This window comes from Stenotrophomonas sp. B1-1, from assembly GCF_010894375.1.
GTDB lineage: Bacteria > Pseudomonadota > Gammaproteobacteria > Xanthomonadales > Xanthomonadaceae > Stenotrophomonas.
In genome coordinates this window covers 25,011-49,687 of record NZ_JAAIUZ010000009.1, presented here as the reverse complement: position 1 = coordinate 49,687, position 24,677 = coordinate 25,011, and the positions used below count along the sequence as shown (strand labels likewise).

The 24,677-nt window shown below is 67.9% G+C and carries 28 protein-coding genes and 1 other RNA gene; 15 read left to right on the top strand and 14 right to left on the bottom strand.

Annotated elements, in window-relative coordinates:
* Positions 1-103 precede the first annotated feature (103 nt).
* Entirely contained in the window at positions 104-1,426 is a 1,323-nt protein-coding gene (locus G4G00_RS07515) for an aminopeptidase P N-terminal domain-containing protein (protein ID WP_108754869.1), read from the bottom strand.
* A gap of 5 nt (positions 1,427-1,431) precedes the next feature.
* Complete coding sequence (locus tag G4G00_RS07510) at positions 1,432-1,980, bottom strand: UPF0149 family protein (protein WP_108750985.1); 549 nt, start codon at positions 1,978-1,980, stop codon at positions 1,432-1,434.
* A gap of 151 nt (positions 1,981-2,131) precedes the next feature.
* Between G4G00_RS07510 and G4G00_RS07505 the strand changes: the two genes are divergently transcribed.
* The 8 genes from G4G00_RS07505 (at position 2,132) to G4G00_RS07470 (ending at position 6,443) form a co-directional block, all read left to right on the top strand.
* Complete coding sequence (locus G4G00_RS07505; protein ID WP_079223080.1) at positions 2,132-2,353, top strand: TIGR02449 family protein; 222 nt, start codon at positions 2,132-2,134, stop codon at positions 2,351-2,353.
* Complete coding sequence (locus G4G00_RS07500; RefSeq protein ID WP_108750986.1) at positions 2,350-2,646, top strand: cell division protein ZapA; 297 nt, start codon at positions 2,350-2,352, stop codon at positions 2,644-2,646. The genes G4G00_RS07505 and G4G00_RS07500 overlap by 4 nt, the downstream gene beginning before the upstream one ends.
* Positions 2,647-2,743: 97 nt before the next feature.
* Positions 2,744-2,929, top strand: a non-coding RNA gene (gene ssrS, locus G4G00_RS07495) — 6S RNA.
* Between the two features lie 83 nt (positions 2,930-3,012).
* Entirely contained in the window at positions 3,013-3,606 is a 594-nt protein-coding gene (locus G4G00_RS07490; RefSeq protein WP_108754042.1) for a 5-formyltetrahydrofolate cyclo-ligase, read from the top strand.
* Positions 3,603-4,082, top strand: a complete 480-nt coding sequence (locus G4G00_RS07485; protein WP_108754043.1) for an EVE domain-containing protein — start codon at positions 3,603-3,605, stop codon at positions 4,080-4,082. Before G4G00_RS07490 ends, G4G00_RS07485 begins: the two co-directional genes overlap by 4 nt.
* Positions 4,083-4,104: 22 nt before the next feature.
* A complete protein-coding gene (rpiA, locus tag G4G00_RS07480) occupies positions 4,105-4,752 on the top strand; it encodes a ribose-5-phosphate isomerase RpiA (protein ID WP_108754044.1) in 648 nt (215 codons plus the stop codon).
* 21 nt (positions 4,753-4,773) lie between these two features.
* Positions 4,774-5,220 carry a DUF192 domain-containing protein gene (locus tag G4G00_RS07475; protein ID WP_164272289.1) on the top strand — a complete coding sequence of 149 codons (447 nt, stop codon included), beginning with the start codon at positions 4,774-4,776 and terminating at the stop codon, positions 5,218-5,220.
* Positions 5,221-5,597: 377 nt separating this feature from the next.
* The gene (locus G4G00_RS07470) at positions 5,598-6,443 is read left to right on the top strand and encodes a SirB1 family protein (protein WP_164272287.1); all 846 of its coding nucleotides are present in this window, start codon (positions 5,598-5,600) and stop codon (positions 6,441-6,443) included.
* A gap of 69 nt (positions 6,444-6,512) precedes the next feature.
* Here G4G00_RS07470 and G4G00_RS07465 read toward each other — a convergent pair whose 3' ends face one another.
* The gene (locus tag G4G00_RS07465) at positions 6,513-6,737 is read right to left on the bottom strand and encodes a rubredoxin (protein ID WP_108750992.1); all 225 of its coding nucleotides are present in this window, start codon (positions 6,735-6,737) and stop codon (positions 6,513-6,515) included.
* Between the two features lie 34 nt (positions 6,738-6,771).
* On the opposite strand from G4G00_RS07465, the gene thiE reads away from it, so the two are divergent.
* Together thiE and hemL are read left to right on the top strand one after the other, a co-directional pair.
* On the top strand, positions 6,772-7,398 hold the full coding sequence (thiE, locus tag G4G00_RS07460) for a thiamine phosphate synthase (RefSeq protein WP_164272285.1): 627 nt from the start codon (positions 6,772-6,774) through the stop codon (positions 7,396-7,398).
* A gap of 16 nt (positions 7,399-7,414) precedes the next feature.
* Complete coding sequence (hemL, locus tag G4G00_RS07455) at positions 7,415-8,704, top strand: glutamate-1-semialdehyde 2,1-aminomutase (protein WP_164272283.1); 1,290 nt, start codon at positions 7,415-7,417, stop codon at positions 8,702-8,704.
* A gap of 130 nt (positions 8,705-8,834) precedes the next feature.
* Here the strand turns inward: hemL and azu are convergent, their stop codons facing one another.
* Positions 8,835-9,284 (bottom strand): azurin, encoded by a 450-nt coding sequence (azu, locus tag G4G00_RS07450; protein ID WP_164272281.1) that lies wholly within the window; start codon positions 9,282-9,284, stop codon positions 8,835-8,837.
* Between the two features lie 103 nt (positions 9,285-9,387).
* On the opposite strand from azu, the gene G4G00_RS07445 reads away from it, so the two are divergent.
* Positions 9,388-9,996: an HAD-IA family hydrolase gene (locus G4G00_RS07445; protein WP_164272279.1), complete on the top strand. Its 609-nt coding sequence runs from the start codon at positions 9,388-9,390 to the stop codon at positions 9,994-9,996.
* 110 nt (positions 9,997-10,106) lie between these two features.
* Here G4G00_RS07445 and G4G00_RS07440 read toward each other — a convergent pair whose 3' ends face one another.
* Positions 10,107-11,333 (bottom strand): acetylornithine transaminase, encoded by a 1,227-nt coding sequence (locus G4G00_RS07440; protein WP_108757075.1) that lies wholly within the window; start codon positions 11,331-11,333, stop codon positions 10,107-10,109.
* Positions 11,334-11,396: 63 nt separating this feature from the next.
* On the opposite strand from G4G00_RS07440, the gene G4G00_RS07435 reads away from it, so the two are divergent.
* A complete protein-coding gene (locus tag G4G00_RS07435; RefSeq protein ID WP_164272277.1) occupies positions 11,397-12,269 on the top strand; it encodes an ion transporter in 873 nt (290 codons plus the stop codon).
* A gap of 42 nt (positions 12,270-12,311) precedes the next feature.
* Here the strand turns inward: G4G00_RS07435 and G4G00_RS07430 are convergent, their stop codons facing one another.
* From G4G00_RS07430 to G4G00_RS07420, 3 genes are all read right to left on the bottom strand, one after another.
* Positions 12,312-13,262, bottom strand: coding sequence for a YiiG family protein (locus G4G00_RS07430; protein WP_164272275.1), 951 nt, complete (start codon positions 13,260-13,262; stop codon positions 12,312-12,314).
* Between the two features lie 162 nt (positions 13,263-13,424).
* The gene (locus tag G4G00_RS07425) at positions 13,425-14,432 is read right to left on the bottom strand and encodes a YiiG family protein (RefSeq protein WP_164272273.1); all 1,008 of its coding nucleotides are present in this window, start codon (positions 14,430-14,432) and stop codon (positions 13,425-13,427) included.
* A 97-nt stretch (positions 14,433-14,529) separates the two neighbouring features.
* Positions 14,530-15,348 (bottom strand): NAD(P)-dependent oxidoreductase, encoded by an 819-nt coding sequence (locus G4G00_RS07420; RefSeq protein WP_108754870.1) that lies wholly within the window; start codon positions 15,346-15,348, stop codon positions 14,530-14,532.
* A 107-nt stretch (positions 15,349-15,455) separates the two neighbouring features.
* Between G4G00_RS07420 and G4G00_RS07415 the strand changes: the two genes are divergently transcribed.
* Positions 15,456-16,136 (top strand): hypothetical protein, encoded by a 681-nt coding sequence (locus G4G00_RS07415; RefSeq protein WP_164272270.1) that lies wholly within the window; start codon positions 15,456-15,458, stop codon positions 16,134-16,136.
* A 173-nt stretch (positions 16,137-16,309) separates the two neighbouring features.
* Here G4G00_RS07415 and G4G00_RS07410 read toward each other — a convergent pair whose 3' ends face one another.
* Entirely contained in the window at positions 16,310-16,816 is a 507-nt protein-coding gene (locus G4G00_RS07410) for a DUF2867 domain-containing protein (RefSeq protein WP_164272268.1), read from the bottom strand.
* The gene (locus G4G00_RS07405) at positions 16,813-17,475 is read right to left on the bottom strand and encodes a serine/threonine-protein kinase (RefSeq protein ID WP_108754055.1); all 663 of its coding nucleotides are present in this window, start codon (positions 17,473-17,475) and stop codon (positions 16,813-16,815) included. Before G4G00_RS07405 ends, G4G00_RS07410 begins: the two co-directional genes overlap by 4 nt.
* An 85-nt stretch (positions 17,476-17,560) precedes the next feature.
* Between G4G00_RS07405 and G4G00_RS07400 the strand changes: the two genes are divergently transcribed.
* Positions 17,561-19,555: a bifunctional DedA family/phosphatase PAP2 family protein gene (locus tag G4G00_RS07400; protein ID WP_164272265.1), complete on the top strand. Its 1,995-nt coding sequence runs from the start codon at positions 17,561-17,563 to the stop codon at positions 19,553-19,555.
* 313 nt (positions 19,556-19,868) lie between these two features.
* Here G4G00_RS07400 and G4G00_RS07395 read toward each other — a convergent pair whose 3' ends face one another.
* The 3 genes from G4G00_RS07395 to G4G00_RS07385 form a co-directional block, all read right to left on the bottom strand.
* Complete coding sequence (locus tag G4G00_RS07395) at positions 19,869-20,447, bottom strand: LON peptidase substrate-binding domain-containing protein (RefSeq protein ID WP_108754057.1); 579 nt, start codon at positions 20,445-20,447, stop codon at positions 19,869-19,871.
* Positions 20,444-21,808, bottom strand: a complete 1,365-nt coding sequence (gene mpl, locus G4G00_RS07390) for a UDP-N-acetylmuramate:L-alanyl-gamma-D-glutamyl-meso-diaminopimelate ligase (RefSeq protein ID WP_164272263.1) — start codon at positions 21,806-21,808, stop codon at positions 20,444-20,446. The genes G4G00_RS07395 and mpl overlap by 4 nt, the downstream gene beginning before the upstream one ends.
* Positions 21,809-22,137: 329 nt before the next feature.
* Positions 22,138-22,701, bottom strand: coding sequence for an adenylate kinase (locus G4G00_RS07385; RefSeq protein ID WP_108750628.1), 564 nt, complete (start codon positions 22,699-22,701; stop codon positions 22,138-22,140).
* Between the two features lie 136 nt (positions 22,702-22,837).
* On the opposite strand from G4G00_RS07385, the gene G4G00_RS07380 reads away from it, so the two are divergent.
* Positions 22,838-24,094: a 6-phosphofructokinase gene (locus tag G4G00_RS07380; protein WP_164272259.1), complete on the top strand. Its 1,257-nt coding sequence runs from the start codon at positions 22,838-22,840 to the stop codon at positions 24,092-24,094.
* Between the two features lie 59 nt (positions 24,095-24,153).
* Here G4G00_RS07380 and G4G00_RS07375 read toward each other — a convergent pair whose 3' ends face one another.
* Positions 24,154-24,657: a hypothetical protein gene (locus tag G4G00_RS07375; protein WP_108750626.1), complete on the bottom strand. Its 504-nt coding sequence runs from the start codon at positions 24,655-24,657 to the stop codon at positions 24,154-24,156.
* Positions 24,658-24,677 lie beyond the last annotated feature (20 nt).

Below are 24,677 nucleotides of genomic sequence, written 5' to 3'. Positions count from 1 at the left end.
GTCCCCGCAAACCCGCAGTGCCCCGCCATCCCACGGAATGCCGCTCTTGCTTTGGCCGTTGCCGTTGCTTCAGTCGAGCAAGCTCGACTCTACGCAGTCCCGCTCAACCCGCCATCACCGCTTCGATCTCGTCGGCGCTGCGCGCCAGGCCTTCGGTCAGCACACGATGGCCGTCGTCGGTGATCAGCACGTCATCCTCGGTGCGGATGCCGATACCGCGCCAGCGCGGTTCCACCGTGGTGTCGTCCACGCCGATGTACAGGCCCGGTTCGATGGTGAAGGCCATGCCCGGCTCCAGCAGGCGCGATTCGCCGGCCAGCCGGTAGTCGCCCACATCGTGTACGTCCAGACCGATCCAGTGCCCGGTCTTGTGCCGGTAGAAACGCTGGTACAGCCCTTCGGCCAGGTTCTTTTCCAGCGTGCCCTTCAGCAGTCCCAACCGCAGCAGGCCCTCGGTCAGGGTCTGCACGGCGGCCAGATGGCCGGTCTCGTAGGCCACGCCCGGGCGCGCCTGCGCCATGGCGGCGGCCTGCGCCTGACCGACCAGATCGTGCAGCGCGCGCTGTTCGGCAGTGAAGCGACCGTTCACCGGGAAGGTGCGGGTGATGTCGCTGGCGTAGCCACGGTACTCGGCACCCGCATCGATCAGCACCAGTTCGCCGTCGCGCGAACGCGCGTTGTTGTCGCGGTAATGCAGGATGCAGCCGTTGCGACCGGCACCGACAATGCTGCAGTACGCGGGAACGGCATCGCTGGCGCGGAACACCCGCTCCAGTTCGGCCTGCAGTTCGTATTCGTGGATGCCCGCCCTGGCCGCGTGCATCGCCGCCAGGTGCGCACGCACGCTGATCTGCGCTGCATGCTGCATCAACGCCACTTCGGCACCGGATTTGAACAGGCGCTGCTCGTGCAGCAGGTGGCCCAGCTCCAGGAACTCGTGCGGCGGCTGCGCGCCGTGGCGTACCTGCGACCGCACGCGGTTCACCCAGCCGATCAGCTTCAGGTCGAAATCCGCTTCGCGGCCGAAGTGGTAATAGACGCGCGAGCGCCCTTCCAGCAGGCCGGGCAGGATGTCGTCCAGATCATCGATCGGGTAGGCATCGTCCATGCCGTAGTGCGCCACCGCCCCGTCCTGGCCCGCGCGGCTGCCATCCCACGCCTCGCGCTCGGCATCGCGTTCGCGGCAGAACAGGATGGCTTCGCCGTGGCGGCGGCCGGGAATCAGCACCAGCACCGCCTCCGGTTCCGGGAAGCCGCTCAGGTACTGGAAATCCGAATCCTGGCGGAACGGAAAATGGGTATCCAGGCTGCGCACCTTCTCCGAGGCCGCCGGCAGGACCAGGATCGCATCGTCGCCGGCCATGTCCATCAGCTGGCGGCGGCGGCGCTTGTACTCGCCGGCGGCAATGCCGGTGCGCTGCTTGATATCCATCAGTTCAGGCGCTGGCGGTGGCGCGCGGCCAGCACCACATCGCCGTGCAGCAGCAGCACCGCCACGCGGATGAATTCCTCGATTTCCGACAGCGCCTCGTCATCGTCCTCACCGCCGGCCTCGAAATCCTCGCTGGAGGCACGCGCCAGGCTGGCCATGTCGGTCAGGGCTTCCTCGCCCTCTTCGGACAGGGTGGGACGGCGGCCGCCGCTGCCCAGGCCGAAGCCGCCCAGGAACGAACGGGTCCAGCTGAACATGGCATCGGCCTGCGCGGCCACGTCGTCGTTGTCGGTCAGCAGCAGCTCGAAGGCGAAATCACGGTCTTCCAGCTGCTTGATGGTGGCTTCCAGCAGCTGCGCCAGCGCGCTGCCGGGGGCGACCGGGGCCAGATTGTCGTCGGCCAGCACGCGGGCCGGCCAGTCGTTGCCGGGGGCGCCGCCGGCGGCCAGCCAGCCGCACAGGCCGCCATGCAGCTCGGCAGCGGTGGCGCCCAGGCCCAGTTCCTGGCTGGCGCGGGAAACGTCGTCGACGGAGGGAAGTTCGGTCATCGTGCGGCTCGTTCGTAAGGGAAACCCGGGGCGCGCACGCGCGCGCCCGTGAGCCCTGTAGTGTAGCAACCCAACCGGGTCGTCCTCGTGGCAGTCCGGCCCTGCTGCGACAACGCTTGACCGCCCTTACCCGGCTTGCCTATCGTGCGGCATGGAACCCGCCGACCCCCTTGCCCAGCTGCAGGCTTTTGCCGCCCGCGTGGAAGCGCTGCTGGAGCGCAACCAGCGCCTGGCCGAGGAGAACCGCAGCCTGCGCCACCAGCAAGAACAACTGGTGGCCGAGCGGTCCACCCTGCTGGCCAAGAACGAACAGGCCCGCTCGCGGGTGGAAGCGATGATCAGCCGGCTCAAATCCCTGGAGCAGCACACATGAGCGCAGAACCGGTCAGTGTCCGCATCCTCGATCGTGAATACACCGTGGGCGTGGGCGGCGATGAACGCGACAGCCTGATGGCCGCCGCGCGCCTGCTGGATGCACGCATGCGCGAGATCCGCGGCAGCAACCGCATGGCCGCTGTTGATCGGGTGGCGGTGCTGGCCGCACTGAACCTGGCCCACGAGCTGCAACTGCTGCGCGACGAGAACGCGCGCCAGGCGGTGGCCCTGCAGCAGACTCTGGCCGATCTGAACCGGCGCCTGGACCGCGCGATCGATAGCAGCGTGTGAGCAACGCGCACAACGCGTCTTCTCATATCTGAATTGGCACGGACTGTTGCCGACGAACGGCCTATCCAGATCGTGCACGCTGGCTATAATGGCCACGCGTTCTCTGCGGTACTCGACGGCATGTGCAAACATTCGCCTTGTCCCTTAAGAACGACACCGGGAGCGCGACAGCGCCGGGAGTGCAGGTCCGCCTTGTAGCGGGAAGCCCGATGGTTCTCCAGCGTTCCCACTTGAGCCCCCGGGTTCAAGGTCGTTTCGCATGCATCGACATTGCGGAGAATGCAATATTCCAGCAAGGGCGGCGTCTTCGGGCGTCGCCCTTGTTCTTTCCGGCACAATGGCCGCTGTTTCCTGCCGCCACCTGCCATGACCGACCCGCGCCAGGCCCTGCGCCACGACCTGCGGCAACGCCGCCGCGCACTTTCCGCGCCCATCCGCATTGCGGCTGCCGAATCGCTGGCCGACGCCCTGCTGGCCCTGCCGTTCGCCCCGCGCGAAGGCGCCGTGGCCGGCTACTGGGCGCTGGATGGCGAGATCGCCCTGCACCGCTGGCAACTGCAGTTGCCTGACACCGTGGCCTACTGCCTGCCGGTGCTGGCCGGCGATGTGCTGCGCTTTGCGCCGTGGCGGCCGGGCCAGCCCCTGACCAGCAACCGCTACGGCATTCCCGAGCCCGATGTGGCCGTGGCCGACACCCTGGACGCCAGCCAGATGGCGCTGGTGGTCACCCCGCTGGTGGGCTTCGACGCGCAGTGCCGGCGGCTGGGCATGGGGGGCGGCTGGTATGATCGCAGCTTCGCCTTCCGCCACGACCGGCCGGCACCGCCCTGGCTGGTGGGTGCCGCGTTCGCCGCGCAGCAGGTCGAGTCCTTGCCGGTGGCGTCGTGGGACGTGCCGGTGGATGCGATCTGCACCGAAGACGGCACCCTGTTCCCCTCCGCTGCCCCCGTGAACGCATGACCGCCCGCAAGCGCTATTGGCTGATGAAGTCCGAACCGGACGCTTTTTCCATCGATGACCTGGCCAAGGTGAAGGTCGAGCCCTGGAACGGCGTGCGCAACTACCAGGCGCGCAACTTCATGCGCGACGGCATGCAGGTGGGCGACGGCATCCTGTTCTACCACTCCAATACCAAGGTGCCCGGCATCGTCGGCCTGGCCACGGTGGCCAGCCCGGCCTACCCGGACGACACCCAGTTCGACCCGGAATCCGACTACCACGACCCCAAGAGCACGCGCGAGAACCCGCGCTGGATGCTGGTGGACGTGGCCTTCGACCGCAAGCTGCCGCAGGTGATCGCGCTGGACGAGATCAAGCTGCACGCCGACGAACTCGGCGAAGGCTTCCCGCTGGTTGCCAAGGGCAACCGCCTGTCGGTGTTCCCGGTCACGGCCCCGCAGTGGAAGCTGCTGCTGTCGCTGGAAAAGAAATCCTGATTCCCTGCCTGAGAGTTCTCCCATGTCCGAAGCCAAGCGCCTGGCCGCTGAAAAAGCCATCGAATACGTCGAAGACGGCATGATCGTCGGGGTCGGCACCGGTTCCACCGTGGCCTACTTCATCGATGCGCTGGCCCGCATCCAGCACCGCATCAAGGGCGCGGTGTCCAGTTCGGAACAGAGCACCGCGCGCCTGAAGCAGCACGGCATCGAGGTGATCGAGCTGAACCACACCGGCAACCTGTCGCTGTACGTGGACGGCGCCGATGAGTGCGATCCGGGCAAGTGCCTGATCAAGGGCGGTGGCGCGGCGCTGACCCGCGAAAAGATCATCGCCGAGGCCAGCGAGCGTTTCGTCTGCATCGTCGATCCCAGCAAGCAGGTGCCGGTGCTGGGCAACTTCCCGCTGCCGGTGGAAGTGATTCCGATGGCGCGCAGCCTGGTGGCCCGACAGATCCGCGACATGACCGGCGGCCAGCCGACCTGGCGCGAGGGCGTGGTGACCGACAACGGCAACCAGATCCTGGACATCCACAACCTGCAGATCACCGATCCGGAAAAGCTGGAGCGCGAGCTGAACCAGCTGCCCGGCGTGGTCTGCGTGGGCCTGTTCGCGCGCCGTCGCGCCGATGTGGTGATTGTCGGCGGTGAACCGCCGGTCGTGCTCTGACCCCTGCGAAGGACCCTGACGATGTCGCTGTTGCGTTCGCTGCTGATGCTTCCGCTGCTGGCCCTGACCGGCTGTGCCACCGATGCCGCCCGCCACTGGGTGGAGCTGGACGGTGCCCGTTACAAGGTCGAGCTGGCCACCAACGATGAAACCCGCGCCCGCGGCCTGATGTTCCGCGACCAGATGCCGGCCGACCACGGCATGCTGTTCGTGCACGAGCAGGAGGAGATGCAGGCGTACTGGATGAAGAACACCCGGATCGCGCTGGACATCCTGTACTTCGACAGCCAGCGCCGGCTGGTCAGCCAGCAGCGCGATGTGCCGCCCTGCTCGGCCGGCGACCGCTGCCCGCCCTACCCCAGCAGCGGCCCGGCCCGCTACGTGCTGGAGCTCAATGCGGGCCAGGCGGAAAAGCTGAAGCTGAAGGACGGCACCGCACTGACCTTCGGCCCGGGCATCGAGAACTGACGGACGGCCGGGCTGCGCCCGGCACCTGCCGAATCAACATCGACGTCAACGTCAACGTCAACGTCAAATTCGTGCATTTCGAGGAATGGCGGGGGGGTCCGATGGCGGGGGACGGCGCAAGTACGTCCCTGTAGCCTTGGCCGCGGCATCCATGCCGCGGACACCCCCGCCACCGGACCCACCCCGCCTTCGACGGTTGGCCGCGATCTGTTGGAACGGCGCGGGGTCGGACCCCGTTGCTGCGCAACGGGCTCCGACCCCAGATTGATTTCGATATCTGACGGTAGATCCGCGCCATGCGTGGATGGGAAACAACGACAGGCGGAATTCACGCCGCACCGCTTGAAACCGCCTGCGATTGCCGCCAGTCTGTGGCCATGCAGGACCGGATCACACTCCCCGACTGGGATGCACTGGCCGACCTCGATGACGAGGCGCTGCCACTGTTGCCGACCGCGCTGCTGATCGCGCGCGATGAATACCCCGATCTTCAACCCGGCGTGTACGAGGCGCTGGTGCAGAGCCATGTCGATCACCTGCGCGCCGAAGTGGACACGATCGAGCGCTGGCCGATGAAGATGGCCGCGGTGAACCGCCACCTTTTCGACGAGCTGGGTTACAGCGGTGACCACCAGCAGTACTACGACCCCCGCAACAGCTACCTCAACCAGGTATTCGAACGGCGCCTGGGCAATCCCATCTCGCTGGCCCTGGTGCAGATGGAAGTGGCCCGGCGGCTGGACATTCCGCTGGACGGGGTGTCCTTCCCCGGCCATTTCCTGGTGCGCCTGCCCGTGGACGACGGGGTGCTGGTGATGGACCCGTTCAATGGCGGTCGCCCGCTGGACGTGGACGAGCTGCGCGAACGCGCCAAGTCACACCTGGGCGGGCAGGCACCGGACGACCAGGTGCTGGCGCAGATCCTGGATCCGGCGCCGAGCCGGGCGATCCTGATCCGCATGCTGCGCAACCTGCATGGCGTCTATGCCGAAGCCGGCGAATGGGACCGTGCCGCGCGCAGCGCCGACCGCCTGCTGAAACTGGCCCCGGAACAGGACGATGCCCTGCGCGACCGTGGCCTGGCCTATCTGCAGCTGGAATACCTGGCCGGCGCCCGGCATGACCTGGGGCAGTACCTGAAGCGCAACCCGGACGCCAGCGATGCGCAGTGGCTGCGCGAGAAGCTGATCGACCTGGGCGGGCCGATGCCGCGGTTGCATTGATTTACCGGTGTGCGGACCAACGGTCCGCACCCACCCGGTAGCGCCGGGCCATGCCCGGCGGCGCCCCAATCAATCGATCTCGACCATCTCGAAATCGTCCTTGGTCACCCCGCAATCGGGGCAGGTCCAGGTCTCGGGAATGTCCTCCCAGCGCGTGCCCGGGGCGATGCCCTCTTCCGGCAGCCCGTCCGCCTCACGGTAGATGAAGCCGCAGACCACGCACATCCAGGTGCGCAAGGTGGTGGGGGTGGCATCGCTCATCGGATAATCAACGCTGGATTCACTGGCCGTCATTGTCCCACCGCGGCCCTTCTACCGGTAGCCATCCATGAACGCAGCTTCCCCGGCGCCCCGCGGCGTCTACCTGATCACCCCGGACGAGGCCGATACTGCGCGCCTGCTGGCACGCACCGCGCCGCTGCTGGCCGCCGGCGCCACCTGGCTGCAGTACCGCAACAAGACCGCCAGCGATGCGCTGCGCCTGGAACAGGCCACCGCCCTGCAGGCGCTGTGCGCCGGACACGGGGTGCCGCTGATCATCAACGACGACCCGGCGCTGGCGCAGGGCGTGGGCGCGGCCGGCGTGCACCTGGGCGGCACCGACGGTGACATTCCCAGCGCGCGTGCCCTGCTCGGCCCGGCCGCCATCATCGGTGCGTCCTGCTACGACCAGCTGGCCAACGCCGAAAAGGCCGTGGCCGCGGGCGCCAGCTACGTGGCCTTCGGCGCCTTCTTCCCCACCACCACGAAGATCACCAGCAGCCGCGCCCACACCGACCTGCTGCGGCAAACCGCCGCACTGGGCGTGCCGCGGGTGGCCATTGGTGGCCTGACCCCGGACAATGTGGGTCCCATCATCGACGCCGGCGCCGACCTGGTGGCCGTGGTCAGCGGCATCTATGCCGCACCGGACCCGGTCGCGACCCAGCGCGCCTTCCTCGCCCAGTTCGCGTAATGCCCAGGAAAGCCCCATGAACCACGACCAGTCCCACGCCCTGTTCTCCCGCGCCCAGCAGCTGCTGCCGGGCGGCGTCAATTCGCCGGTGCGCGCGTTCAAGTCGGTGGGCGGCGAACCGTTCTTCGTCGAACGCGCCGACGGCGCCTACCTGTACGACGTGGACGGCAACCGCTACATCGACTACGTGGGCTCGTGGGGCCCGATGATCGTCGGCCACAACCACCCGGCCGTGCGCCAGGCGGTGAAGCGGGCGATCGACAACGGCCTGTCCTTCGGCGCGCCGTGCGCGGCCGAAGTGGCCATGGCCGAGACCATCACCCGGCTGGTGCCGTCGTGCGAAATGGTGCGCATGGTCAATTCGGGCACCGAAGCCACGCTGTCGGCCATCCGCCTGGCGCGCGGCGCCACCGGCCGCAACCGCATCGTGAAGTTCGAAGGCTGCTACCACGGCCATGGCGATTCGTTCCTGGTCAAGGCCGGCAGCGGCATGCTGACCCTGGGCGTACCGACCTCGCCGGGTGTGCCGGCGGGCCTGAGCGAACTGACCCTGACCCTGCCCTATAACGATTTCGAAGCGGCCACCGCGCTGTTCGAGGCGCAGGGCAGCGAGATCGCCGGCCTCATCATCGAACCGGTGGTGGGCAACGCCAACTGCATTCCGCCGCGCGAGGGCTACCTGCAGCACCTGCGCGCGCTGTGCACGCAGCACGGTGCGCTGCTGATCTTCGATGAAGTGATGACCGGTTTCCGCGTGGCCCTGGGCGGCGCGCAGGCGCACTACGGCATCACCCCGGACCTGACCACCTTCGGCAAGATCATCGGCGGCGGCATGCCGGTGGGTGCCTATGGTGGCCGCCGCGACCTGATGCAGCAGATTGCACCGGCCGGCCCGATCTACCAGGCCGGCACGCTCAGCGGCAATCCGGTGGCAATGGCCGCCGGCCTGGCCATGCTCGACCTGGTATCGCAGCCGAGCTTCCATGCCGACCTGGCCGAGCGCACCGCGCGCCTGTGTGCCGGCCTGGAAGCGGCGGCCGCCGAAGCCGGCGTGGCGGTGACCACCACCCAGGTGGGCGCCATGTTCGGTCTGTTCTTCACCAGCGAAAAGGTGGAGACCTATGCCCAGGCCATCGCCTGCGATATTCCGGCGTTCAACCGCTTCTTCCACGCCATGCTGGAACAGGGCGTGTTCCTGGCGCCGTCGGCGTACGAAGCCGGGTTCATGTCCAGCGCGCACGACGATGCGGTGATCGAGGCGACGCTGGCGGCCGCACGCATCGCGTTCAAGGCCGCAAAGGGGTAAGCGGCCTCGGGGGGACCGACCTCCCGCTCTCTGGTGGCTGCCAACCTTGGTTGGCACCGCTGTTGCCTGGTAGGTGCCAACCTTGGTTGGCACGCGTGCAGTCGAGCATGGCTCGACTCTACAAACGGCATCAACCGAAGACGAAGCTGCCCTTCATCATCGCGAAGTGCCCCGGGAACGAGCAGAAGAAGGTGTAATCACCGCCCTTCTGCATGCCCTTGGTGGAAAACCGCACGCGCGTCGTCTCCCCGCCGCCGATCACCTTGGTATGCGCCAGCACCCGCTTGTCGGCCTTGGGCAGGTAGCTGTCGGCCAGGCTCATGCGCATGCCGGCCAGGGCCACCGGCTGGTAGTCGGCCGTGCGGGTCAGCACCCAGTTGTGGCCCATGGCGGTGGCCGCCAGCTTGCCGGTGTGGCGCAGGGTCAGGTCCACTTCGCTGCAGTCGGCTGCCACCTTGATCTGCCGGCTGCTGAAGGTCATCTGGTCGGTGCTGTCGATGCTGACCGCACACACCCGCGCCATTGCCGCCGGTGCGAACAGCAGCGCACCCAGTCCAATTGCCACGCCCCAAGCCTTCATCAATGCATCTCCTGCCAAGTCGTCTTCATTCTAGGCAGTGACCGCGCGCACGTGCTGCGACAGGGTGTCGCATGCGGTGCGCAGGCTCAGGCATGCTGCAGGCATGGAGATTCGACTGTTGCTGCTGGATGTGGATGGCGTGCTGCTGCAGTACCAGCGCGCGCGCCGCGTGCTGTACCTGGCGCAGGCCCTGCAGCGCAGCACCGCGCAGGTGCAGGCCGCGCTGTTCGACAGTGGGCTGGAAACCGCCTACGACGCCGGGCAGGTCAGCACCGAGGACTATCTGGCACAGCTGGGCCACGCATTGGATGTCAGCGTGGATGTGCCGACCTGGATCGCCGCACGCCGGGCCGCGTGCCGGCCGCAGGTGGCGGTGGTGCAGCGCTTGCTGGCCTTGGACGACGGCCTGCCGCTGGCGGTGCTGACCAATAACGGACCACTGATGGCGCAGGTGCTGCCGGAACTGCTGCCGGACCTGCACGCGCGCCTGCAGCCGCGCGTGCTGTGCAGCGGCATGCTGGGCGGCCGCAAGCCGGACCCGGCGGTGTTCAAGCGCGCCTTGCAGCGGCTGGATGCCGATCCAGGCCACACGCTGTTCGTCGATGACCTGTTCGTCAACGTGCGCGGCGCACGCGCGGCCGGGCTGCACGCCGAGACCGTGCGCGACGGGCGCGGGCTGGGGAAGGTGTTGAAGCGCTACGGGATACGATGATCCGGGGTCAGAGCCCTCGCCGTGGGCGAGGGATCCGACCCCTGGGCCATGATCGGGGTCAGATCCCTCTCGTATGAGAGGGCTCTGACCCCATCATCAGGACGTGCAGATCAGCGCGTGGCAACGAACGCGGCGATGGCCGCGCGCAGTCGCTTCAGGCCCTCGGCCACTTCTTCATCGGTGATGTTCAGCGACGGCACGAAGCGCAGCACGTCCGGGCCTGCCTGCAGGGTCAGCAGGCCCTGGTCGGCGGCGTGGTCCAGGATGGCACCGGCCTGGCCGGCGAAATCCTTGTTCAGCACGGCGCCCAGCATCAGGCCGCGGCCGCGCACATCGCTGAAGATGTTGAACTCCTCGTTGATGCGGGCGAACCCATCGCGCAGCGCCTTCGACTGGCGGCTGACGTTGGCGGCGATCTCGGCCGAACCCAGCTTGCGCAGCGCCACCCGCGCCACCGCAGCGGCCAGTGGGTTGCCACCGAAGGTGGTGCCGTGGGCGCCGAACTGCATGGTTTCGGCCACCTTCGGGCCGGCCAGCATGGCGCCGATCGGGAAGCCGCCACCCAGCGCCTTGGCCAGGGTGACCATGTCCGGCACCACATCGTCCTGCCAATGCGCGAACAGGGTACCGGTGCGGCCCATGCCGGCCTGGATCTCGTCCAGCACCAGCAATGCGTTGTGCTGGTCGCAAAGCTCGCGCACGCGCTTGAGGAAACCGGACTTGGCCGGCATCACCCCGCCCTCGCCCTGGATCGGCTCCAGCATCACCGCGGCCACGTCGCCGGCGGCCATCGCGGTTTCCAGTTGCACTTCATCGTTGAAATCGATGTACCGGAAGCCACCGGGCAGCGGCTCGTAGCCTTCCTGGTACTTCGGCTGGGCGGTGGCGGTCACCGCGCCCAGGGTGCGGCCGTGGAAGCTGCCGCGGAAGGTGATGATGACGCGCTTGTCGGCCGGGCGGCCCTGGCTGGACGCCCACTTGCGCACCATCTTGATCGCCACTTCATTGGCTTCGGCGCCGGAATTGCACAGGAACACGCGCTCGGCGAAGCGGCTGGCCTTCACCAGTTCTTCGGCCAGGTGCAGCGGCGGTGCGCTGTAGAACACGTTGCTGGTGTGCCAGAGCTTGCCGGCCTGTTCCACCAGGGCGGCGGTCAGGTCCGGGTCGTTATGGCCCAGGCCGCATACGGCAATGCCGGCGGCCAGGTCGATGAATTCACGGCCCTGGCTGTCCCACACGCGGGCGCCCTGGCCTCGCTCCAACACGACCTGGCGGGGCTTGTAGACCGGCAGGTAGTAGTGCGAAAGGGAGATCAGCGGATCGGTAGCGGCGGTCATGGCAGTGGGCACGATTCAGGAACCCCCATTCTCGCCCCCCAGACCCTGCGGCACAATGCACCGATGCGACCGTTTTCCGCCCCCCAACTGAACCCCGCCACCGCGTCCGGCTGGCGCCGCACCTGGTTCGACATCATCTACCGGCACGACACCCGGCCCTCGCGCAACTTCGACCTGATCCTGGTGGTGGCGATCATCGCCAGCATCCTGGTGGTGATGATCGACAGCGTGCAGCATCTGCACGTGGCCTGGGCCGATGGGCTGTACGTGATCGAATGGGTCTTCACCGCCCTGTTCACGATCGAGTACCTGCTGCGCCTGGCGGTGGTGAAGCGCCCGCTGCGCTATGCGGTCAGCATCTGGGGAATCATCGACCTGCTGTCGATCCTGCCCGCCTACCTGTCGCTGTTCGTGCCCGGCGCACAGAGCCTGCTGGTGGTGCGCGCGCTGCGCATCCTGCGCGTGTTCCGCATCCTGAAGCTGACCCGCTACATCGAAGAAAGCGGCATCCTTCTGCAGTCGCTGTGGCGCAGCCGGCGCAAGATCCTGCTGTTCCTGTTCACGGTCATCACCATCACCATCATCGCCGGCACCCTGATGTACGTGATCGAAGGCCCCGAGCACGGCTTCAGCAACATCCCGGCCAGCATGTACTGGGCGGTGGTGACCATGGCCACGGTCGGTTTCGGCGACATCGTGCCGCAGACCGTGCTGGGCCGTTTCGTCACCTCGGTGCTGATCCTGATCGGCTACAGCATCATCGCCGTGCCCACTGGCATCTACACCGCCGAACTGGCCAGCAGCATGCGCGAAGCCGAACTGGCCGCACGCCGCGACGCCCGCGGCTGCCCGCACTGCGGGCTGGAAGGCCACGAGCCCGATGCGCGGCATTGCCGCCGTTGCGGCCATGCCATTCCCGATACCTTCAACCGTTGATCGCAGCGGCCGGGCATGGCCCGGCGCTGCCCCTCGGTCTGGTCAGTGCATGCGGTTGCTGGTGGTGACCAGGTCGTTGTAAGCGTCCATGATGGTCGACTGCGCACCTTCCGGATCGGAGGTGAGCCAGCTGCCGGAGGCCTTGCGCTCGGCGGCCAGCGCTTCGGCGGTGATCGGCTTGCCCTCGCTCAGGCGCTCCACCCCACGTCCGGCGCTGCGCACCAGCTTGTCCGCCGAACGCCGTACATGGCCCCACATCGGGTTGTCCTTGCCGACACCGGCCTCCTCGATTTCCTTGATCAGGCCCTGGTAGTCGGCCAGGTGTGTGCGCAGCGCCGACAGGTCGGGGGCCTCGGCCTGGAAGGCCAGCGCCAGCTGCTTGCCGTCGCCGACGATGCGCAGGTGGTAGTAGGCCAACGACCGGCCTTCGCTGTCTTCGATCTGCTGCAGCTGCACGGCACGGCGTTCCTGCTCGCTCTTTTCCAGTGCAACATCCAGCGCGTCGCTGGCCTCGAAGAACCCTGCGTAAGCCTGCATCAACGGCCCGTGCTGGGCGCGCAGGCCCTCGCCACCGTCGCGCCGGTACTCCTCGCGGGTGAAGTAGCCATCGGCCTGTTCGATCAGCACGTTCAGCGCCTGGAACGACTGCTGGTAATCGCGTACCGCAGCGTCCATCGGCGTGGCCGGGGTCAACGCCAATGCGGCGGTCAGCGGCTGCGCGCAGTACTCCACCCGGTGCGACGGCACCTTGCCCGGCGAACGGGGCTGCTTTTCCTTGCCGGTCGGGCCGGCGGCGGCATCGGCCATCCAGCCGGTATAGGTCTGGAAGCCCTCGCGCACGGGTGCTTCGACGCCGTTGTAGCAGGCAATGTAGGCATTGATCTTGTCCACGCTCCGGTCGGCAACCAGAGCGCCGCCGCCGGGACCGCAGGCGGCAAGACCGATCATCGCGCCAGCCAGCAGCACGGGGACGGAAACACGGGAAACACGCATGGAAACTCCTCAGGCAATACAGAAAAACGGGGCGCCAGCGTGCCCGGTCGCGGGCCGCGCTGCACCTGGATGACGCCCGATTGCTCGCAAACGCGGGCGCTGCGGGGATCACGCATCGAACTGACGCATCTGGCCGTGCCACATACGTCAGCAGGAAATCGTTTACTGCCGGTTGCTCTCATCCACCAGCACGTTGTACGCCTGCAGCAACTTGCCCGGCGAACCGCTGGGAATGTCCGAACCCTGCGCCAGCCACTTCTTTTCGATGTCGGTGAAGGGACGCTTGCCGGACACGCGCTCCAGGCGCCACTTCGCATCGCGGCGGAACACCTCCGCCTCATGCTCGAAGCTGTTCCACTGCATGCGCCCCGGCTCCTGTTCGCCAACGGCGGCATGTGCTTCGTCGGAAATGCGGTTGAAGGCATCCAGCAACGTCTGTGCCTGGGAGACGTCGAAGCGGTCTTCGGCCATCACGTCGATCAGCGCCTTGGCGTCGCGCATCATCGCCATGCGGTAGTACTCGCGGGTCAGTTCACCGCGCTGCTTCATTGCCTCCAGCGCGGCGTTCTGCTCGGCCATGTTCTGCGCTTCAAGCGCGTTGCTGAACGCCTGGCTGTGTTCGGCGAAGGTCATCAGCGCGGTCATCAGCGGCGCATGCATGTCCTTGCCACGTGCGAAGTCATCGTCCTGGTAGTCCTCGCGCGCGTAATAGTCGTGGCCTGCATGGGCCAGCGGCTGCAGCGCATGCAGGCTGTTCAGGTACTGCTGGGCGGCGGCATCCAGCACCGGCAGCGGCGGCTGTGCAGCCCGTGCGGTGGCGATCTTCGACTCGCAGTTCTTCAGGTCGGCGGCGGTCAGGTCCGGCGGGCCGATCGGGCGATCCTCGCGACCGCTCGGGCCGGCCTTCGGGTCGGCCATCCAGCTGGTGTAGTAGTCGATGCCCTGGTGCAGGCCACTGTCCACATCGTTGTAGCAGTCGATATAGGCGTTGAGCTTGGTGGTCATTGCCAGCTCGGCCGCGTCGGCGTCCGATACATCGGCCGACGCGTCCTCGGCATCGGCATGGCCGTTGTGTTCGGCAGGGCCTGCAGCGCCGGGCAACTTGCCGCAGGCGACCAGTGCCAGCGACAGGGCAGCGACCAGCGCTGCAGAACGCAGTGGCGTCTTCATGCAATCACATCCTTGTTGAAATCGGTTCCAGCCGGACATTCTAGCGATCCGTGGCAGGCGCGATCCTTGACGCCTGCCGCAGATCGGCTGCCGCGCGTCAGTCCAGGAACAGGTCCGGCAGCAGGGCGCGCGATGGATCGACCGCATAGCCGGACAGATCGGTCACGCCCGCTTCGGCCAGCACCTCGTCATCGAGCAGGAAGCGACCGTGGAAACCAGCCGCTTCCCGCACCAGCACCGCATGCGCGGCGTCGGCCATGATCTGCGGCGTGCGGCAGCCGGCCGCATCCACACCGGGAATCATGTTGATCGCATCGGTGGCGATGACGGTGCGCGGCCACAGCGCATTCACCGCCACGCCCTGCGGGCCGAACTCGGCGGCCAGGCCCAGGGTGACGAAGCTCATGCCCATCTTGGCCAGGGTGTAACCGGTGTGCGGCGCCCACCATTTCGGGTCCAGGCTGGGCGGCGGCGCCAGGGTCAGGATGTGCGGATTGGGCGCCTGCAGCAGGTACGGCAGGCAGGCCTGCGCGCACAGGAAGCTGCCGCGTGCATTGACCTGCTGCATCAGGTCGAAGCGCTTCATCGGCGTATCCAGGGTGCCGCGCAGCCAGATGGCACTGGCGTTGTTGACCAGGATGTCGATGCCACCAAAGGTATCCACGGCCGCGGCCACGGCGGCCTGCACCTGGTCTTCTTCGCGGATGTCGCACTTCAGCGCCAGCCCCTGGCCACCGGAGGCGGTGACCGCTTCGGCGGCGCTGTGGATGGTGCCCGGCAGCTTCGGGTTGGGTACCGACGACTTCGCGGCGATGGCCACGTTGGCGCCGTCACGCGCCGCGCGCAGTGCGATGGCCAGGCCGATGCCACGCGAGGCGCCGGTGATGAAAAGGGTTTTGCCCTGCAGACTGCCCACGTTCCACACTCCAGCGTATGCAATGAGCCGCTAGTATGCCGCGCCGACGCGGAGTTCACCGCACGTTGACGATACTGGCGCCCCGGTCAACGCACGAGGTGTACGCCATGCGCCGTTCCCGTCTGCTGCTGCCTGCCCTGGGCCTGGCCCTGCTTGCCGCCTGCCAGGGTCGCCCGCCGGAACCCGGCGCTGCATCTGCCGGCGGCGACGCGCCTGCCGCTGCCAAGGCCGCCGATGGGTCGTTGCGCTGGAGCGAAGCGGTGGTGTGGGATGGTGACCTGAATGCCTGCCGCCAGGGCGACACCGCGGCCACCCGCGACTGCCTGGCAAAGGCCATGCGCGATGGCGGGGCCAGCGCCGATGCCGTTGCCGCGGCCGGCCAGCTGTCCAGCGCCGGCGAGCTGGCCTATGTGACCGCCTGGCACGAGCACGATGGCCTGGGCGTAGCCACGGTGGCCTACCCGTTCCGCGCGAATACCAACGAAGGCACGCGCCTGGTCGATGCGTCCGGCAAGCGGATCGATGTGGATGCCGTGCAGCTGGATGATGCACTGCGTGCCGACCCAGGCGTGCAGGCCGTGCTGCAGGCCAACCCGCAGGCCACCCCGTTCCCGCCGGCGCAGGCCGCCGGCACCGCGCCGCTGGACGGCGGCGGCATCCGCCTGCTGTACCGCACGCCGCTGCGCGACTGCCATGCCTGCCCTGACGTGGGCCATCTGCAGATCGGCTACGACTTCGACGGGCAGCGCAACTTCATCGGCCAGCAGCTGATACCTGCCGCCCCATGACATCGCCGGGCCGCGACGGGGCCGTAGAGTCGAGCTTGCTCGACTGCTGCACCATCCACGCATGGCGTGGATCTACTGCTGCATCAACGCATGGCGTGGATCTACCGAACCGCCATCCATGGCGTGGATCTACCGAACCGCCGGGCATGGCCCGGCGCTACCGGGGTGTGTCGTCAGCGGTACGCCTGCACCTGCCGGCGCAGCAGGTGCGGCACGATCAGGCGGTGCACCGGCGCGACCGGCAGCATGTACACACGCCCGAAGGCGTTGTGGGTATGCACCACGGTGGCCACTTCCAGCAGATCGCCCTGCCATTGCAGGGCCAGCTGCACGCGCAGGTGGCGGTCGTCGTCTTCCAGCACGATGGCATCGTCATCCAGCGACTGCAGGGTGAAGATGCCCAGGCGCTGGCCCGGCCGCGGGGCTGCGGCGGCCTGCACCGCGCGCAGCGAGCCCAGGTCTTTCATGCCCAGCAGGGCCATGCCGCAGTTGCGCAGGGCCATCAGCCCATCGAACCAGGCGGGAATGGTCGCGGCCATGTCGCGGTAGGCCTGCAGGGCGGTGCGCCCGTCGCGCCGGGTGTGCGCCTGGCAGGCATGCACGAAATCGGCGCCGGCCAACTGCCCCGCGAGCACGCTGCCAGCACCAGGCGCGCGTGTCCGCACACGCGCTGCGGTCACGGCTTGGGCCCCTGCCCCTCGTTGTCTTCCCAATGCAGGATGCGCCGGGTCACGAACCGATAGACCGGTTTGCCGGTCGCAAACCACAGCTCGCGTACCCACGAGGTGCGCTTCAGTACGCGCTTCTCCACCGGGGTCAGCGCCTGGCGGCAATACATGCGCTTGTGCTTGAGCAGGTGGCGCAGGTCCTCGCGCGCCAGCAGGCGCATCCAGCGCGAGCGCGGGTGGCCGATTACCGCCAGCTGGAAGTCGATCAGCGCCGGTCGCCCGTCCTCGGTCACCAGCCAGTTCGCTTCCTTGGCCAGGTCGTTGTGCGCGACCCCACGGCGGTGCAGCTGCTGCAGCAGGCGCCGCGCGGCATGGAACCAGGCCACGTCGCCGCGCGGCGGGCGCTGGTACATGGCGTCGCCGGCCATGAAGCTGCGGTCCAGGTGGTGGCCGTTCCAGGCCAGCAGCTGCGGCACGTCGGCCATGCCGTGGATGTACTGCAGCGCGCGCGCTTCGCGACGGGCCAACCACCAGGCCGGCAGACGCAGCCACAGCGGCGTGGCGCGCAGATCGCGGCGCACGAAACGGCCCTGCGGCCCTTCAATCAGCAGGATGCGGCCGAAGCTGTCGGCCTTCAAAGCGTGTGATGGAGCGTCGGGCGTGTACGGCATGCGGCCATTCTAGGCGATGGCGGTGGTTGCAAACGGTCACGAAGCGGCTGGGAACCAGTCACCTTCACGCCTCTATAATCGTGCAATGGACTCTTCATGGATCGACGCCACGCTTGCGTGGATTGCCGCTCACCCCGTACTGGCGGGCGCGGTCATTTTTCTGATCGCCTTCTGCGATGCGGTCATCATTCTGGGCGCGATCGTGCCGGCGCTGCCGTTGCTGTTCGCGGTGGGTGTGTTCATCGGCCTGGGGCAGATTTCCGGGCCGTATGCGGTGGCGGCGGCGGCACTGGGCGCCTTCGCCGGTGACGGCATCAGCTACTGGATCGGCCGCCGCTGGGGCGATCGCCTGCGTGGCGTGTGGCCGTTCAGCCGTTACCCACAGTTGCTGGATCGCGGCGAGAACCTGTTCCGCCGCAATGCGTTCAAGAGCATCCTGGTGGCCCGCTACGTTGGCGCGATCCGGCCATTCGTGCCGGCCATCGCCGGCATGATGAACATGCCGGCCAGCCGCTACGTGCAGGCCAGCGGCATCGCCAGCATTTCCTGGGCACTGCTGTTCCTGGCGCCCGGCTGGGTGCTGGGTGAAGCCTATGACGCGGTGGCCGCCGTCGCCGGCCGGCTGGTGGTGGTCATCGGCTTGCTGGTGGTGCTGATGGGTGTGGTCTGGGCGCTGGTGCTGTATGGCTACCGCTGGTCGGCCGCGCGCATGGACCATTGGCTGGCCCGGTTGCTGGATTGGTCCAACCGCCATCCCACCCTGGGTCGCTACACCGTGGGCGTGCTGGACCCCAAGCGCCGCGAATCGGTGCCATTGGCCATGCTGGCACTGATGCTGCTGGTGCTGGGCTGGGGCTGGTTCGCACTGTTGACGGTGGTGGTGGCGCACGGCGAACCGCTGGCCGTCGATCTGTGGGTGCATCAGGCCATGCTGGCCCTGCGCAACCCGTTGGCCGACTACCCGATGGCCGCCCTGGCCTCATTGGGTGCCTGGCAGGTGCTGCTGCCGGCCACCGCCGCCGGCATGGGCTACCTGGTGTGGCGCCGGCGCTGGATGGCCGCCGCGCACTGGCTGGCGGCACTGGCCTTCGGCCTGGCCCTGACCATGCTGCTGGGCGCCACGGTGGACGTGGTGCGCCCGCTGGATGCCAGCAGTGGCTTCGGCTTCCCGTCGGTGTCGGTCACCATGGCCACCATCACCTTCGGCTTCTTCGCCGTGCTGATCGCACGCGAAATGCCCGGGCGCACGCGCGTGTGGCCCTACCTGGTGTCGGGCATCGTGGTCAGCCTGATTGGCTTTGCCCGCCTGTACCTGGGCGCGCACTGGCTGAGCGACGTGATCGGCGGCATGTTGTTCGGCACGTTCTGGCTGCTGGTGCTGGGCATCGCCTACCGCCGCCGCTTCAACCGCTCGTTCTGGGTGAAGCCGGTGGCCTGGCTGTTCTACGGCGTGTTCGCGCTGGCGGCCATGTGGTACGCGCCGCGCAATATTCCGGTGAAGCTGCAGCGCTTTGAACCGGCGCTGCCGGCACCGCTGGCGATGGATCGGCAGGCCTGGTGGCAACAGGGCTGGGCGACACTGCCGGCGCGCCGCAATGAATTCGACGATGACCAGCGCTGGCCGCTGGATGTGCAGGTGGCTGGCCCGCTGGCACCGCTGCAGGCCCAGCTTGAAGCCCGCGGCTGGCAGGTGCAGGCCCAGGCCGGCTGGGAAGAAGCGCTGCTGATGCTGGACAAGAACACCGGCGCCGAGCAGCTGCCGGTGCTGCCGGCCACGCTGGATACGCGGGTGGAAGCGCTGTTGATGGTGCGCCAGGGCGCGCGCCCGGATGAGCGCTACGTGCTGCGCCTGTGGCCGGCGCCGATGCAGCTGCAGCCCGGCGCGGTGCCGCTTTGGCTGGGCAGTGCGCAGACCCTGCGCTATGAACGGCACTTCGAGTGGATCGGCATGTGGCACCCGGTGCGCGGCGTCGATCCGGCGTTCAACGCAGTGAAGGACGCCGTGCAGGGCCTGCCGCAGCGCGAGGATGTGCACCGCGAAACCGGGTTGCCGGTGTTGAGATTGCAGACGCAGCCGTGATGCGTCCGCCGGGCATGGCAAAGCGTGCGCACCAAGGTGCGCACCTACCAAACGCAGGGCTTTACGGCATCCGGTAGATCCACGCCATGCGTGGATCGCACGCCGAGCGTGCGCACCAAGGTGCGCACCTACCAAACGCAGGGCTTTACGGCATCCGGTAGATCTACGCCATGCGTAGATGGCACGCAGAGCGTGCGCACCAAGGTGCGCACCTACCGAACGCAGGCCTCTACGGCATCCGGTAGATCCACGCCATGCGTGGATGGCAGGCCGAGCGTGCGCACCAAGGTGCGCACCTACCAAACGCCGCGGTTTACGGCATCCAGCCCAGCAGCTGCTGCAGGCGCTGGTGCGGGTCGTCCAGCTGCAGCAGCTGCAGGCGCTGCTGTTCGGCCAGCGGCAGCAGTTCGGCCAGGCGCCAGCCCACCCAGCTGGCCTGGTCCAGCAGCGCCGGCGTGGCCGGTGCATAGGCCTCGCCGGCCTGTTCGATGATGTGCCCCAGCACGGTGGCCAGCAGCGCGTGCTGCGGCCGCAGCTCGTCATCGGGATCCTCGTCGCACCAGCGTACGTCCGCCACCACCAGGCCGTTGTCACGCACCCGCGTGCGCTCGACGTGGAAGCGGCGGGTGCCACGCAGCCGCAGCTGCAGCACGCCGTCGGCGCCCACGTCGAAATCCTCGATGCGCACCTGCACGCCGTAAGCGGCCGGGATGGCCGGCTCACCCACTTCCTGGCCGTCCAGGATCAGGCACACGCCGAAGCCTTCGCCGCTGCGCCCGCAGTCGCGCACCAGGTCCAGGTAGCGCCGTTCGAACACGCGCAGGCCCAGCACCGCGCCCGGCACCAGCGCGGTGTGCAGCGGGAACAGCGGCAGCGCGGTATCGGCGCTCATCGGCCCTGCAGCGCGGCCAGCAGCCGGCGCGGCGCGGCGTCGAAGCCGCCGTTGGACATGAACACCACGTGGTCGCCGCTGCGCACGTCGGCCTGCAGGCGGGCCAGCAGCGCGTCGGTATCGGGCACCGCGTGCGCGGTGCCGCGTACCGCGGCGATCACCGCGGCGGCGTCCCAGGCCAGTTCCGGGCGGTGCAGGAACACCACTTCGTCGGCCAGCGCCAGCGACGGCGCCAGCGCCTGCGAATGGGCGCCCAGCCGCATCGAATTGCTGCGCGGTTCCATGGCCACCACGATGCGTGCATCGCCGACCTTGGCGCGCAGGCCTTCCAGGGTGGTGGCGATCGCGGTCGGGTGGTGGGCGAAATCGTCGTAGATGGTGATGCCGTCGTAGCTGCCGATCACTTCCATGCGGCGCTTGACGCTGCTGAAGCGCGCCAGGGCCGGAATGACCTTGGCCGGGGCCACGCCCACGGCATGCGCGGCGGCCAGCGCGGCCAGCCCGTTGAGCACGTTGTGGCGGCCCAGCAGCGACCACTGCACATCCCCCAGCGCTTGGCCGCGGTGGTGCACGCGGAAGGCACTGCCATCGGCGGCCAGCAGTTCGGCATGCCATTCCAGCGACGGGTCGAAGCCGAAGCGCTCGACCGGGGTCCAGCAGCCCATCGCCAGTACTTCGGCCAGGTAGCGGTCCTCGCCGTTCACGATCAGGCGACCGCGCGCGGGCACGGTGCGCACCAGGTGGTGGAACTGGCGCTGGATCGCGGCCACGTCGGGGAAGATGTCGGCGTGGTCGTACTCAAGGTTGTTGAGGATCGCCACCAGCGGCCGGTAATGCACGAACTTGCTGCGCTTGTCGAAGAAGGCGGTGTCGTACTCGTCGGCCTCGACCACGAATTCGCGGCCCTGGCCTACCCGCGCCGATACGCCGAAATCTTCGGCAACGCCGCCGATCAGGAAGCCCGGCGCGCGCCCGGCGCTTTCCAGCAGCCAGGTGAGGATGGTGGTGGTGGTGGTCTTGCCGTGGGTGCCGGCCACGGCCAGGGTGTCACGCCCCGGCAGCACCTGTTCGGCCAGCCACTGCGCGCCGGAGATGTAGCGCTGGCCCTGGTCCAGCACCGCTTCCACGGCCGGGTTGCCGCGCGACAGGGCATTGCCCACCACGACCTGGTCGGTGCCCGCAGGCACGCTGTCGGCCCGGTAGCCCTGGTCCAGGGTGATGCCCAGCTGTTCCAGCTGGGTGGACATGGGCGGGTAGATGGCCTGGTCGCTGCCGCTGACCGCATGGCCCAGTTCCCGCGCCAGCGCGGCCACGCCGCCCATGAAGGTGCCGGCGATTGCAAGGATATGTACGTTGCTCATGAGCGGGGATTGTGACCGATCACGGCTGTATCGGGCCATTGTCAGCATCAGGGTCAGACAAGTCCTACATCCACTATGAGAAAAGTCCAATCGTCTGTCGGGGAATTCCTGATAGCGATGTTATGTGAACCCGTACACAATTCAGAACGCCAGCCGCAGTACCCGAACCGGTCCTACTCCCCAAGAGGCCATCCCCAAGGGAGCTCATGCTGCGGGGCCTTGAGCAAGCCTTCCGCTGGCGCCTATGAAACGACACAGGCCTGATCCGCAAGGATCAGGCCTGTGTTTTTGTACCCGAAGGGGCCGGCGGCATGGCCGGCCCGACGGATTCAGTGCTGGATCGCTGCCAGGATGCGGGCTTCGATCTCGTCCAGCTCGCCCACGCCATCGACGCGGGCCAGGGTGCCACGGCCGGCGTAGAAGTCGACCACCGGGGCGGTCTGGTCGTTGTAGACCTGCAGGCGCTGGCGCACCGATTCGGGGTTGTCGTCGGCACGGCCCTGCTCCTGGGCACGGCCGGCAATGCGCTCGACCAGCAGCTCGGTGGCCACGTCCAGCTGCACGACGGCGTCCAGCGGCTTGCCGATCTTGGCCAGCAGGCCGTCCATCGCATTGGCCTGGGCCACGTTGCGCGGGTAGCCGTCCAGGATGAAGCCCTTGGCGACATCGGCCTGGGTCAGGCGCGACTCGAGCATGCCCAGCAGGATGTCGTCCGACACCAGGTTGCCGGCATCCATCACCGCCTTGGCCTGCTTGCCCAGTTCCGAGCCCGCGGCGATTTCAGCGCGCAGCATGTCACCGGTCGAAATGTGGGCGATGCCCAGCTTTTCCTTCAGGCGCGTCGCCTGCGTCCCCTTGCCCGAACCGGGCGGTCCCAACAGAACCAATCGCATTGACCTGACTCCAACGTGTTGAAAACAAAGAAGGTTCGCGCACCGGACGGGCCGGTATCGCTGCACCGCAATAGCGCCACTTTACCGCATCCGGGTAATGTCCCTGCAATGTCCACTCGTACCAGCAGGTAGAAGCATGCGCAACGGCACCCTCCTCTACGCCCAGTCTGGCGGCGTCACCGCTGTCATCAATGCCTCGGCGGCGGCCGTGATCGAGCAGGCCCGGGCCAAGGGCATCAAGGTCCTGGCGGCGCGCAACGGCATCCTCGGTGCCCTGCGCGAAGAGCTGATCGACACCAGCAAGGAAAGTGCCGCGGCCATCCGCGCGCTGGCCCACACCCCGGGCGGCGCCTTCGGCTCGTGCCGCTTCAAGCTGAAATCCCTCGACGCCGACCGCGCCCGCTATGACCGCCTGCTGGAGGTGCTGCGCGCCCACGATGTGCGCTGGTTCCTGTACAACGGCGGCAACGATTCGGCCGACACCGCGCTGAAGGTTTCGCAGCTGGCCAAGGCGTCGGGCTATGACCTGACCTGCATCGGCGTGCCCAAGACCATCGACAACGATCTGGCGGTGACTGATACCTGCCCAGGCTTCGGTTCGGCGGCCAAGTACACCGCCGTGTCGGTGCGCGAGGCGGCGCTGGACGTGGCGGCCATGGCCGAGACCTCCACCCGGGTGTTCATCTACGAGGCGATGGGCCGCCATGCCGGTTGGCTGGCCGCCGCTGCCGGCCTGGCCGGCAATGGCGAGGACGAAGCCCCGCACATCATCCTGCTGCCCGAGCGCGCCTACGACGAGGCCGCGTTCCTGGCCAAGGTGAAGGCGGTGGTGGAACGGGTGGGCTACTGCGTGGTGGTGGCCTCCGAAGGCATCGCCACCGCCGACGGTCGCTTCGTGGCCGATGCCGGCGGCAGCAAGGATTCGTTCGGGCATTCACAGCTGGGCGGCGTGGCCGCGCACCTGGCGGGCCGGGTGAAGGACCAGCTGGGCCTGAAGGTGCACTGGGCACTGCCCGACTACCTGCAGCGTTCGGCCCGCCACCTGGCCAGCAAGACCGATTGGGAACAGGCGCAGGCGGTGGGCAAGGCGGCCGTGCAGCTGGCGCTGAAGGGCCAGAACGGGGTGATGCCGGTGATCGTGCGCAGCAGCGATGCGCCCTACCGCTGGAAGATCGAAGCGGCACCACTGTCGAAGATCGCCAACCATGAGAAAAAGATGCCGGTCGGCTTCATCCGCCGCGATGGCTTCGGCATCACCGCCAAGGCGCGCGCTTACCTGTCGCCGCTGATCAAGGGCGAAGCGCCGCTGCCCTATGGCAGCGATGGCCTGCCCAAGTACGTAACGCTGAAGAACGTGGCGGTGAAGAAGAAGCTGCCCGCGTTCGAAGGCTAGAAGCCGGTACCGAACCGGGGTCGGATCCCGTTGCCTGCAACGGGCTCTGACCCCGCGGTCTACGGGCAGGCCTTGCCTTCCATCTGCAGCTGCGCGGCGAACATCGTCACCTGCGGGATCTTGCCGGCGGCGGCCTGCTTCTTCGCCTCTTCCAGATAGATGCGCGACTGGCCCTGGCCATCCAGCGCCTGGGTGTTGTTCACCGGCAGGCGCCACACCCGCACCACGGCCTGCTGCGCCGGGCAGGCGGCATTGGGCACGCGGATCACATCATTGAGCTTCCAGCCCTTGTCCGCACTGGGTTGCGCCTTGGCGTAATCGACGAAGCGCGCGCGTGGCTGGCACTGCTCGCTGGTGCGCACCGCGGCGAAGCGGTACGGCTCGGCCGCCTGGCCGGTGAAGGCGCCTTCCAGCCGCGCACAGGCTTCGGGAATCTGCCGCAGCGTGTGCGTGGCGCCCACGGCCTGCGGTGCACCCACGGCGCGCTGCAGTTCCGGGGTTTCGGCCGCGAGCGCCGGCAATGCAGGGGCCAGCACGGCGATCATCAACAGGGGAAGGCGCATGGGAGTTCTCCTACGGGACT

Excerpts from the sequence above, each read along its gene's own strand:
- G4G00_RS07510 (WP_108750985.1), bottom strand. The coding sequence starts at position 1,980 with ATGACCGAACTTCCCTCCGTCGACGACGTTTCCCGCGCCAGCCAGGAA.
- G4G00_RS07505 (WP_079223080.1), top strand. The coding sequence starts at position 2,132 with ATGGAACCCGCCGACCCCCTTGCCCAGCTGCAGGCTTTTGCCGCCCGC.
- G4G00_RS07500 (WP_108750986.1), top strand. The coding sequence starts at position 2,350 with ATGAGCGCAGAACCGGTCAGTGTCCGCATCCTCGATCGTGAATACACC.
- G4G00_RS07490 (WP_108754042.1), top strand. The coding sequence starts at position 3,013 with ATGACCGACCCGCGCCAGGCCCTGCGCCACGACCTGCGGCAACGCCGC.
- G4G00_RS07485 (WP_108754043.1), top strand. The coding sequence starts at position 3,603 with ATGACCGCCCGCAAGCGCTATTGGCTGATGAAGTCCGAACCGGACGCT.
- rpiA (WP_108754044.1), top strand. The coding sequence starts at position 4,105 with ATGTCCGAAGCCAAGCGCCTGGCCGCTGAAAAAGCCATCGAATACGTC.
- G4G00_RS07475 (WP_164272289.1), top strand. The coding sequence starts at position 4,774 with ATGTCGCTGTTGCGTTCGCTGCTGATGCTTCCGCTGCTGGCCCTGACC.
- G4G00_RS07470 (WP_164272287.1), top strand. The coding sequence starts at position 5,598 with ATGCAGGACCGGATCACACTCCCCGACTGGGATGCACTGGCCGACCTC.
- G4G00_RS07465 (WP_108750992.1), bottom strand. The coding sequence starts at position 6,737 with ATGACGGCCAGTGAATCCAGCGTTGATTATCCGATGAGCGATGCCACC.
- thiE (WP_164272285.1), top strand. The coding sequence starts at position 6,772 with ATGAACGCAGCTTCCCCGGCGCCCCGCGGCGTCTACCTGATCACCCCG.
- hemL (WP_164272283.1), top strand. The coding sequence starts at position 7,415 with ATGAACCACGACCAGTCCCACGCCCTGTTCTCCCGCGCCCAGCAGCTG.
- azu (WP_164272281.1), bottom strand. The coding sequence starts at position 9,284 with ATGAAGGCTTGGGGCGTGGCAATTGGACTGGGTGCGCTGCTGTTCGCA.
- G4G00_RS07445 (WP_164272279.1), top strand. The coding sequence starts at position 9,388 with ATGGAGATTCGACTGTTGCTGCTGGATGTGGATGGCGTGCTGCTGCAG.
- G4G00_RS07440 (WP_108757075.1), bottom strand. The coding sequence starts at position 11,333 with ATGACCGCCGCTACCGATCCGCTGATCTCCCTTTCGCACTACTACCTG.
- G4G00_RS07435 (WP_164272277.1), top strand. The coding sequence starts at position 11,397 with ATGCGACCGTTTTCCGCCCCCCAACTGAACCCCGCCACCGCGTCCGGC.
- G4G00_RS07430 (WP_164272275.1), bottom strand. The coding sequence starts at position 13,262 with ATGCGTGTTTCCCGTGTTTCCGTCCCCGTGCTGCTGGCTGGCGCGATG.
- G4G00_RS07425 (WP_164272273.1), bottom strand. The coding sequence starts at position 14,432 with ATGAAGACGCCACTGCGTTCTGCAGCGCTGGTCGCTGCCCTGTCGCTG.
- G4G00_RS07415 (WP_164272270.1), top strand. The coding sequence starts at position 15,456 with ATGCGCCGTTCCCGTCTGCTGCTGCCTGCCCTGGGCCTGGCCCTGCTT.
- G4G00_RS07405 (WP_108754055.1), bottom strand. The coding sequence starts at position 17,475 with ATGCCGTACACGCCCGACGCTCCATCACACGCTTTGAAGGCCGACAGC.
- G4G00_RS07400 (WP_164272265.1), top strand. The coding sequence starts at position 17,561 with ATGGACTCTTCATGGATCGACGCCACGCTTGCGTGGATTGCCGCTCAC.
- G4G00_RS07395 (WP_108754057.1), bottom strand. The coding sequence starts at position 20,447 with ATGAGCGCCGATACCGCGCTGCCGCTGTTCCCGCTGCACACCGCGCTG.
- mpl (WP_164272263.1), bottom strand. The coding sequence starts at position 21,808 with ATGAGCAACGTACATATCCTTGCAATCGCCGGCACCTTCATGGGCGGC.
- G4G00_RS07385 (WP_108750628.1), bottom strand. The coding sequence starts at position 22,701 with ATGCGATTGGTTCTGTTGGGACCGCCCGGTTCGGGCAAGGGGACGCAG.
- G4G00_RS07380 (WP_164272259.1), top strand. The coding sequence starts at position 22,838 with ATGCGCAACGGCACCCTCCTCTACGCCCAGTCTGGCGGCGTCACCGCT.
- G4G00_RS07375 (WP_108750626.1), bottom strand. The coding sequence starts at position 24,657 with ATGCGCCTTCCCCTGTTGATGATCGCCGTGCTGGCCCCTGCATTGCCG.